Genomic DNA, 7,413 nt, shown 5'->3' with positions numbered 1-7,413 from the left:
GTTTTTTGGTTCTTTTTTGCAAAAAAGAACGGCTTGCTTCCCCCTGCCCTGCCCTGCCCCTTGCGCGGTTTCAGACCAGTGGCAGGTGGGCTTCCACGACGTCTTCTTCGCCGGGGACGTGGTGGAGGGTGAAGCCGAGGTGTCGGACGAAGGCGAGCATGGGGTGGTTGTCGGCCAAGACCTGGCCGATGATTTCGGCCACGCCTTCCTCGCGCGCCCAGTTGATCAGGCTGCGCATCAGGGCGGAGCCGAGGCCGAGGCCTTTGGCGGCGTTTTCGACCAGGATGGCGAATTCGCCGTCGTTGCCATCGGTGTCCGAGCGGACCAGGCGCGCGACGCCGGCGGTTTCGCCGCTGGCCTGATCGACGGCGATCAGGGCGATTTCGCGGCCGTAATCGACTTCGGTCATGCGGACCACTTGTTCGGGGGTGAGGGCGCGGACGGCGGAGAAGAAGCGGTAGCGGACGTCTTCGGGGGTCAGGCGGCTGAACAGGCGCTGGTGGGCGGCGGCGTCTTCCGGGCGGATCGGTCGGATCAGGAAGGCGCGGCCGTGGGATGTGAATTCATGGGCGAGTTCCGCCGGGTAGGGGGCGATGGCGAGGGGTTGGCGGCGTTCGCCTTCGGGGCGCAGCTCGAAGCGGGCGTTGGCGAGCGCGACGCCGGTTTCGGTCGCGAACAGCGGGTCGAGATCGATCGCGCGGAACTCCGGTGCGTCGATGATCATTTGGCTGACCCGGACCAGGGTGGCGGCGACGGCGGCGCGGTCGGCCTCGCCCATGCCGCGGGCGAGGCGGAGCAGGGTGGCCCCCCCTGCCCGCTCGATCAGGGCTTCGGCGAGGGCGAGGTTGAGCGGCGGCAGATCGACCGCGAGCGGGGGGGCGGCGTCACGATCGCCGCCGCCTTCACCGATGCCGATGGTGGGGCCGACGAAGAGATGTTCGCCGACGATGATGCGCAGGACGCGGGCGCGGTTGACTTGGTGTTCGACCAGAAACCGCGCGCCTTGCGGCAATTCGCCGCGATGGCGCAGGCGCGAGGCGATCACCCGCGCCGCCGCCGCCGCCGATTTGGCGTCTGGCAGGTCGAGGGCGACGCCGCCTTGCGGGCGCTTGATCGCAAGATCGGGGTGGGAGAGTTTCACCACGACGGGGTAGCCCAATCCGGTTGCGGCATTGGCCACTTGTTCGGGCGTGTCGGCGAGCGCCCAGGCGACGATTTCGATGCCGTAGGCGCGCAGGATGGCGAAGCCTTCCTCCTGGGTGAGCGTGGTGCGCTGCTCGGCGCGGGCCTGGGCGATGATGGCGCGCACGCGTGCGTGGTCGGGCGCGAGGTCGAGCACGGTCGAGGGCGGGAGCTCGCGGGCGGCGGCGCGGATGTCGCGATGGTGCATCAGGTCGCGGAAGCCGGCGACGGCTTCCTCCGGCATGGCGAAGACGGCGACGCCGGATAGGGCGAGGCGGCGGCGGTGGGCGGCGGCGGTGGTCTGGCCCGGCACCGCGACCAGGAGTGGCGCCTTGATGCTGGCGGAGCAGGCGATCAACCCGGCGATGGCGGCATCGTCCTGCTCGCCGCTCGGGGCATAGACGACGAGAACGCCGCCGACTTCGGGGGCGGCGGCGAGCATGGCGGCGACATCGGCCAGTTTGGTGCCGGGGGCATCGGGCATCGCGATCGGCAGGTCGGGCGCGGGGGCGGCGCCAAGCATCAGCTCGAGGACGCGGCAGGTTTCGGGGGTGAGGCGGGCGAGGTCGATATGTTCGGCGAGGGCGGCGTCCGCCGCGAGGCGGCAGGCGCCGCGGCTGTTGCCGAGGATGGCGAGATGATCGCCGCGCGCGGGGCGGGCGCGGGTGAGGGTTTCGGCGGCGGCGAGAAAGGCGCCGAGCGAGGTGGTGAGCAGAACGCCGGCGCGGGCCAGCGCCGCCTCGAAGCCGGCGACGGCGGTGAAGCTGGGATCGGCGAGGCGGGCGCCGGGGGCGAGGGCGACGATGGGGCGCAGGCGGGCGGCGGCGCGGGCGGCGGAGAGGAACAGGCGTGGATCGCGCAGGCCGGCGATTTCCATCAGGATCGGGCCGGTGCCGGGGTCGCGCGCCAGGTGATCGATCACCCGGCCGAAGCCGATGTCGGCGTTGCTGCCGATGCCGACGACGTGGGAGAAGCCGACGCCGTTGGGTTCCGCCCAGTCGATCACGGCGCGGGCGAGCGCGGGAGATTGGCCGAGCAGGGCGATGCGCCCCGGCGGCGGCGGGATGTGCGAGAGAAGGGCGTTGAGGCCGAAGCCGGGCACCGCGAGGCCGAACGAGCGCGCGCCGATGACCCGCACGCGGGCGGCGAGTGCTATGGCGCGCAGGTCATCGACCTCGGCATAGACGATCGCGGCGCCGCGCAGACGCCCGGTGAGGGCCGCGATGACGCCGGGGACGCGGTCGGGCGGGGTGGCGATCAGGGCGAGGTCGAAACTGGCGGGTTCGGGCGGGAGGGAGGTGGCTTTGGCCTCGATCAGCCGTCCGGCGAAGGCGGCGCCGGTCAGGCTGGCGCGCAGGCGTGCGCCGATCGGGGTTTCGACGCCGCAGAGCAGGATGGTTTTGGGGTGGAACAACGCTTCGGGGTCGAAGCGGTTGACCATGGAGGCGATGAGCGGTGGCATGGTCCGCTCCTGTTGCTCAGATCGAGGGGGGGATGTGAGGGATCATGGGGTGGGGCCGATGATGGTGGGTTCGGGCAGGGTGGCGCCGGAGCCGACATAGGCGGGGTTGGCGTTTTTCATGCAATTGTTGATCCGGTCGATCTGGTCGTGCTGCTCGGCGAGTTTGTTGCTGAGATATGCCGGGTTGGGCGTGCCGAGGAACGGGGTGGCGAACTGGTCGGTGCGGGAGAGATAGGTGTAGTGGCGGGCGGCGTCGATCTGTTCGGCGCGCTGGGTGCAGGCGGCGAGGTTGGCCTTGTCGGCGGCCGATTGCGGCGGCGGCGCGCCGAAGCTGCACGCGGCGAGCGGCATGGTGAGGACCGAGAGCAACAGGGTCAGGCGGAACATGGGTCGGTATCCTTGGTCGCGCGGGTGAGCAGGAGGGCGCGCATCTGGTTTTCATCGAGACCGCCGGTGGCGGTCAAGCGGGTGGTGGCGGCGGCGGTGAGGAGGGCGGTGTCGAGCGCTGCGCCGTCGCGCCGGATGGTGACATAGGGGGCGAGCCAGGTGGCATCGCCGATCAGGGCGACCAGGCCGAGCAGGCGCAGGCAGAGCGAGATGCCGTGCGGGGTCGAGAGGTCGGCGATGCGATCGACCGAGGCGGCCCAGGCGCGGGCATCAGGGTCGCGCAGGACGATGGCGACACCGGTGCTCGCGGGGGCGGCGAAGCGAAAGCCGCGGGTGGGGCCGGGCTCGCCGCGATGAGCGGCGTGGCGGGCGGCATCCCAGGCGCGTTCGAGGTCGCGCCGGGAGACGCGCGGCAGGTGGGGCGGCAGGATCGGCACGAGGTGAAGCTCGGTGCCGTCGTCGGCGATTTCGCGCGGGATCGGGCGTGACATCGGGATCAGATGGCGACGCGGACGCCGAGTTCCACGACCCGGTCGCTGGGGATCTGGAAGAATTCGGTGGCGGAGATGGCGTTGCGGAGCATGAACAGGAAAATGCTGCGCCGGATGAAGCCGAGTTTGGGCACGGTGGCGGGGACGATGGTTTCACGGCCGAGGAAGTAGCTCGTCTGCATCGGGTTGAAGGGCATGCCCTGGTCACGCAGGAGTTCGAGCGAGCGTGGCAGGTTGGGGACATCCATGAAACCGTAGCTGACGCCGACGCGGTAGATGCCGGGGGCGAGTTCCTCGGCATGCACGCGTTCGGCGGCGGAGGCGGTTGGCACGTCGAGATTGCGGACGGTGACGAAGAAGACCGTTTCGTGGAGGACCTTGTTGTGCTTGAGGTTATGCAGCAGCGAGGCCGGGGTGTATTCGGGATTGCCGGTGAGGAAGACGGCGATGCCGGGGACGCGGACGATGCGCGATTGCGGCAGACGGGTGAGGAAGGACGCGAGGGGCAGGCTGTCCTGCTGCCAGCGGGCGAACAGAAGGCTGCGGCCGCGGCGCCAGGTGGTCATCAGCGTGACGATGCTGAGGCCGATTGCCAGCGGGACCCAGCCGCCTTCGACGATTTTCAGGATATTGGCGCCGAAGAAGGCGGCATCGACCAGGAAGAACGCGCCCCAGACCAGGCCGGTTCGGGTGCGCGACCAGTTGAAATGGCGATGGAACACGATGGCGGCGAGAATGTTGGTGCAGAGGAAGGTGCCGGTGACCGCGATGCCGTAGGCCGAGGCCAGGGCGTTGGAGGAGCGGAAGCCGAGGACGAGGATGAGAACGCCGATGGCGAGGGCGGCGTTCATTTGCGGCACGTAGACCTGGCCTTCCTCGGTGACGCTGGTGTGGCGGATTTCCATGCGCGGCAGCAGGCCGAGCTGAACGCACTGGCTGCCCAGGGTGAACGCGCCGGAAATGACCGCCTGGCTCGCGATGACCGTGGCGATGGTGGCGAGCAGCACCATCGGGAGAAGAAAGGTGTGCGGCACCAGGAGATAGAACGGATTGTCGGCGGCTTGGGGGTTCGAGATGACAAGGGCACCCTGGCCGAAATAATTCAGCACCAGGGCGGGCAGCACGAAGAAGCGCCAGGTCATGCGGATGGGTTTGCGGCCGAAATGGCTCATGTCGGCATAGAGCGCCTCGGCCCCGGTGACGGCGAGGACGACGGCGCCGAGGGCGACGAAGGCGAGCTCGTCATGGCGGACGATGAACCTGATCCCCGGCCCGGGCACCAGCGCCAGCAGCACATGCGGGTTGAGGATGATGCGGTAGAGGCCGAAACCCGCGATCGCCACGAACCAGAGCGCCATGATCGGGCCGAACAGCGTGCCGACCGCGCCGGTGCCGTAGCGCTGGCCGATGAAGAGGGCGATGATGATCGCCACCGAGATCGGCAGAACGAAGCGGTTGAAATCGGGCGAGGCGACGCCGAGTCCCTCGACCGCCGAGAGGACCGAGATCGCCGGGGTGATGACGCCGTCACCCAGGAACAGGCCGGCGCCGACGATGCCGACAATCATCAGGGCGTAGCGGGTGCGCTCGGTGCGGGCGACGCGCTGCGCCAGGGTCATGAGGGCGAGAATGCCGCCTTCGCCGTTATTGTCGGCGCGCATCACGAAGGTGACGTATTTGAGGGTGACGGTGATGATCAGCGCCCAAAAGATCAGGCTGAGCAGGCCAAGCACATCTTCGGGTTTCAGGCCGCCCTTGGTGACATAGCCGAGGCAGGCCTGCAGGGCGTAGAGCGGCGAGGTGCCGATGTCGCCATAGACGATGCCGAGCGCGCCGACCACCGCCGCGAATTTGAGCTGTTCGATCGGCGGGGCCGGATCGGCCACGGTGGCGCTCAACGGCGTGTGTCCCCGATCGGCGGCACGTCGGCGGTGATGCCGGCGAGGACCTCGGCGATGTGGCGGACGGCGATGGGCTTGCCATCGCGGGAGAGTTTGCCGGCCATGTTGAGCAGGCAGCCAAGATCGCCGGCGAGCAGGAGATCGGCGCCGGTGGTGGCGATATCGGCGGTTTTATCGCCGGTCATGCGGGCGGAGATGTCGGGGAATTTGACGCAGAACGTGCCGCCGAAGCCGCAGCAGATCTCTGGTTCGGCCATTTCGACGAGATCGAGACCGGTGATTTTGTCGAGCAGGGCGCGGGGTTGGGATTTGACGCCGAGTTCACGCAGACCGGCGCAGCTGTCGTGATAGGTGGCGCGCGCCGGGAGCGGCGAGTCGAGGCCGGTGAACCCCATGACATCGACGAGGAAGCTGGTGAGTTCCCAGGTTTTGGCGGCGAGAGCGGCGGCGCGGTCGCGCAGGTCGGGGTCCTGGTCGAACAGATCGGGCAGGTGTTTGCGGATCATGCCGGCGCAGGAGCCTGACGGGGCGACGACGTAATCATAGCCGGCGAGCGTGCCGAGCAGCGATGTGGCGAGGGCGAGAGCGGTAGCGCGGTCGCCGCTGTTATAGGCCGGCTGGCCGCAGCAGGTCTGGGCGCGCGGCACCTCGACGGTGCAGCCGGCGGCTTCGAGCAGGCGGATCGCGGCGAAACCGACGCTGGGACGGTAGAGATCGACCAGACAGGTCACGAACAATGCCACGCGCGGTTGCGTGGGGTTGACGGCGCTCATGACGGGGCTCCGGATGGTTGGGGTGCGGGGATCGGGCGGGGCAATAGCACGAACAGGCTACCCGCGGCATCCATGGCGCCGGCCAGCTGGGCGGCGTGATGGCCGATGCCGAAAAAGATCTGGGCGGCGGCGGCGCCCTTGGCGCCCACATCGATATCCTGCGCCGTGGTCAGGCGGTCGAGCGCGGGGGTGGCGACATAGACGGGCGCGCCGAGGGGGATGGATTTTTCATCGACCGCGATCGAGCCTTCCGGGGTCAGGGGCACGCCGAGGGCGCCGGGAGTGCCAAGACCGTCCGGCACGTCGCGGACCCGTTTGAAGAAGACGTAGTTGCGATTCGCGTTCATCAGCGCGGGCGCCTGGGCGGGATGGGCGCGCAACCAGGTGCTGATCGTTTGGATCGACAAATCATTGGCGGCGAGATCGTGCTGCTGGACCATCAATTTACCGATCGGGGTGTAGCCGCGACCGTTGGTGCCGTCGAACCCGAGGTCGATCAGCGTGCCGTCGGGCAGGCGCAGCCGCGCGGCGCCCTGCACCTGGGCCATATAGGCATCGACCGGATTGCGCAGCCAGGCGATCACATGGGCCTGCTGCGCGATGGCGCCGCCCTCGATTCGCGCCCGGCTGTAGTAGGGCACCAGCTTGCCGTAGCGCAGCCGTCCGACGATGCGCTGCTTGCCGGTGCGGTCGCGGAACGCCGCGAGATTGGCGCGGACCAGATTGCGCGGCCGCGCGTAGAGCGGCACGTCATAGCCGGGCAGACGAACCTCCGACCCGGCATAGACCGGCTCGAAATAGCCGGTGATGCGGGCGGTGCCGGCGGCGCGGTAGGCGGTGAAATCGGTCTGGAAAAAACGCTGGGCCGCCGCGGCATCGTCGGGTGGGACGGCGCGCGCCGCGGCGCAGACGCCGCGCCAGAGACCGGCCTTGCCGCCGCGCGCGCGGGCCACGCCATCGCCGCCGAGCGGCTGATCCTCGGGCATCACCTCGATCGCGCGGCAGGAGCGAACGAAGCCCGGCAGGCCGGCGATGGCGGCGGCGGGTCCCCATCCGGGCAGGGCGGTGAAGGCGACCGGGGTTAATCCGGCGGTTCCGGGCGAGTCGCTGCCGGTGACGGGGGGGGATTTGAGCGCGCAACCGGCGAGCAGAAGCGCTGTCAGAGCGGGCAGGACAACGGCGCGGACGGTCCGGCCGGCGGGAAATTCAGGCATCGA

Annotated in this window: 6 protein-coding genes; all 6 read right to left on the bottom strand. The window is 69.4% G+C overall.

What is annotated here, in order from left to right:
• Positions 1-70 precede the first annotated feature (70 nt).
• From ACP5E6_RS03125 to mltA, 6 genes are read right to left on the bottom strand one after another with little or no spacing between them, the layout of a single operon-like run.
• Positions 71-2,644 (bottom strand): GNAT family N-acetyltransferase, encoded by a 2,574-nt coding sequence (locus ACP5E6_RS03125; RefSeq protein WP_427951535.1) that lies wholly within the window; start codon positions 2,642-2,644, stop codon positions 71-73.
• Between the two features lie 42 nt (positions 2,645-2,686).
• Positions 2,687-3,031, bottom strand: a complete 345-nt coding sequence (locus ACP5E6_RS03120; RefSeq protein WP_427951532.1) for a hypothetical protein — start codon at positions 3,029-3,031, stop codon at positions 2,687-2,689.
• Positions 3,019-3,522, bottom strand: a complete 504-nt coding sequence (locus ACP5E6_RS03115; RefSeq protein ID WP_427951529.1) for a hypothetical protein — start codon at positions 3,520-3,522, stop codon at positions 3,019-3,021. The genes ACP5E6_RS03120 and ACP5E6_RS03115 overlap by 13 nt, the downstream gene beginning before the upstream one ends.
• 5 nt (positions 3,523-3,527) lie before the next feature.
• Complete coding sequence (locus ACP5E6_RS03110; protein WP_427951526.1) at positions 3,528-5,420, bottom strand: potassium transporter Kup; 1,893 nt, start codon at positions 5,418-5,420, stop codon at positions 3,528-3,530.
• Positions 5,417-6,196: a (Fe-S)-binding protein gene (locus ACP5E6_RS03105; protein WP_427951523.1), complete on the bottom strand. Its 780-nt coding sequence runs from the start codon at positions 6,194-6,196 to the stop codon at positions 5,417-5,419. The genes ACP5E6_RS03110 and ACP5E6_RS03105 overlap by 4 nt, the downstream gene beginning before the upstream one ends.
• Positions 6,193-7,410, bottom strand: coding sequence for a murein transglycosylase A (gene mltA, locus ACP5E6_RS03100; protein WP_427951521.1), 1,218 nt, complete (start codon positions 7,408-7,410; stop codon positions 6,193-6,195). The genes ACP5E6_RS03105 and mltA overlap by 4 nt, the downstream gene beginning before the upstream one ends.
• Positions 7,411-7,413: the final 3 nt, after the last annotated feature.

The organism is Acidiphilium sp. (genome assembly GCF_049977125.1).
GTDB lineage: Bacteria > Pseudomonadota > Alphaproteobacteria > Acetobacterales > Acetobacteraceae > Acidiphilium.
This window is presented reverse-complemented; position numbering and strand designations above follow the sequence as displayed.

Excerpts from the sequence above, each read along its gene's own strand:
- ACP5E6_RS03125 (WP_427951535.1), bottom strand. The coding sequence starts at position 2,644 with ATGCCACCGCTCATCGCCTCCATGGTCAACCGCTTCGACCCCGAAGCG.
- ACP5E6_RS03120 (WP_427951532.1), bottom strand. The coding sequence starts at position 3,031 with ATGTTCCGCCTGACCCTGTTGCTCTCGGTCCTCACCATGCCGCTCGCC.
- ACP5E6_RS03115 (WP_427951529.1), bottom strand. The coding sequence starts at position 3,522 with ATGTCACGCCCGATCCCGCGCGAAATCGCCGACGACGGCACCGAGCTT.
- ACP5E6_RS03105 (WP_427951523.1), bottom strand. The coding sequence starts at position 6,196 with ATGAGCGCCGTCAACCCCACGCAACCGCGCGTGGCATTGTTCGTGACC.
- mltA (WP_427951521.1), bottom strand. The coding sequence starts at position 7,410 with ATGCCTGAATTTCCCGCCGGCCGGACCGTCCGCGCCGTTGTCCTGCCC.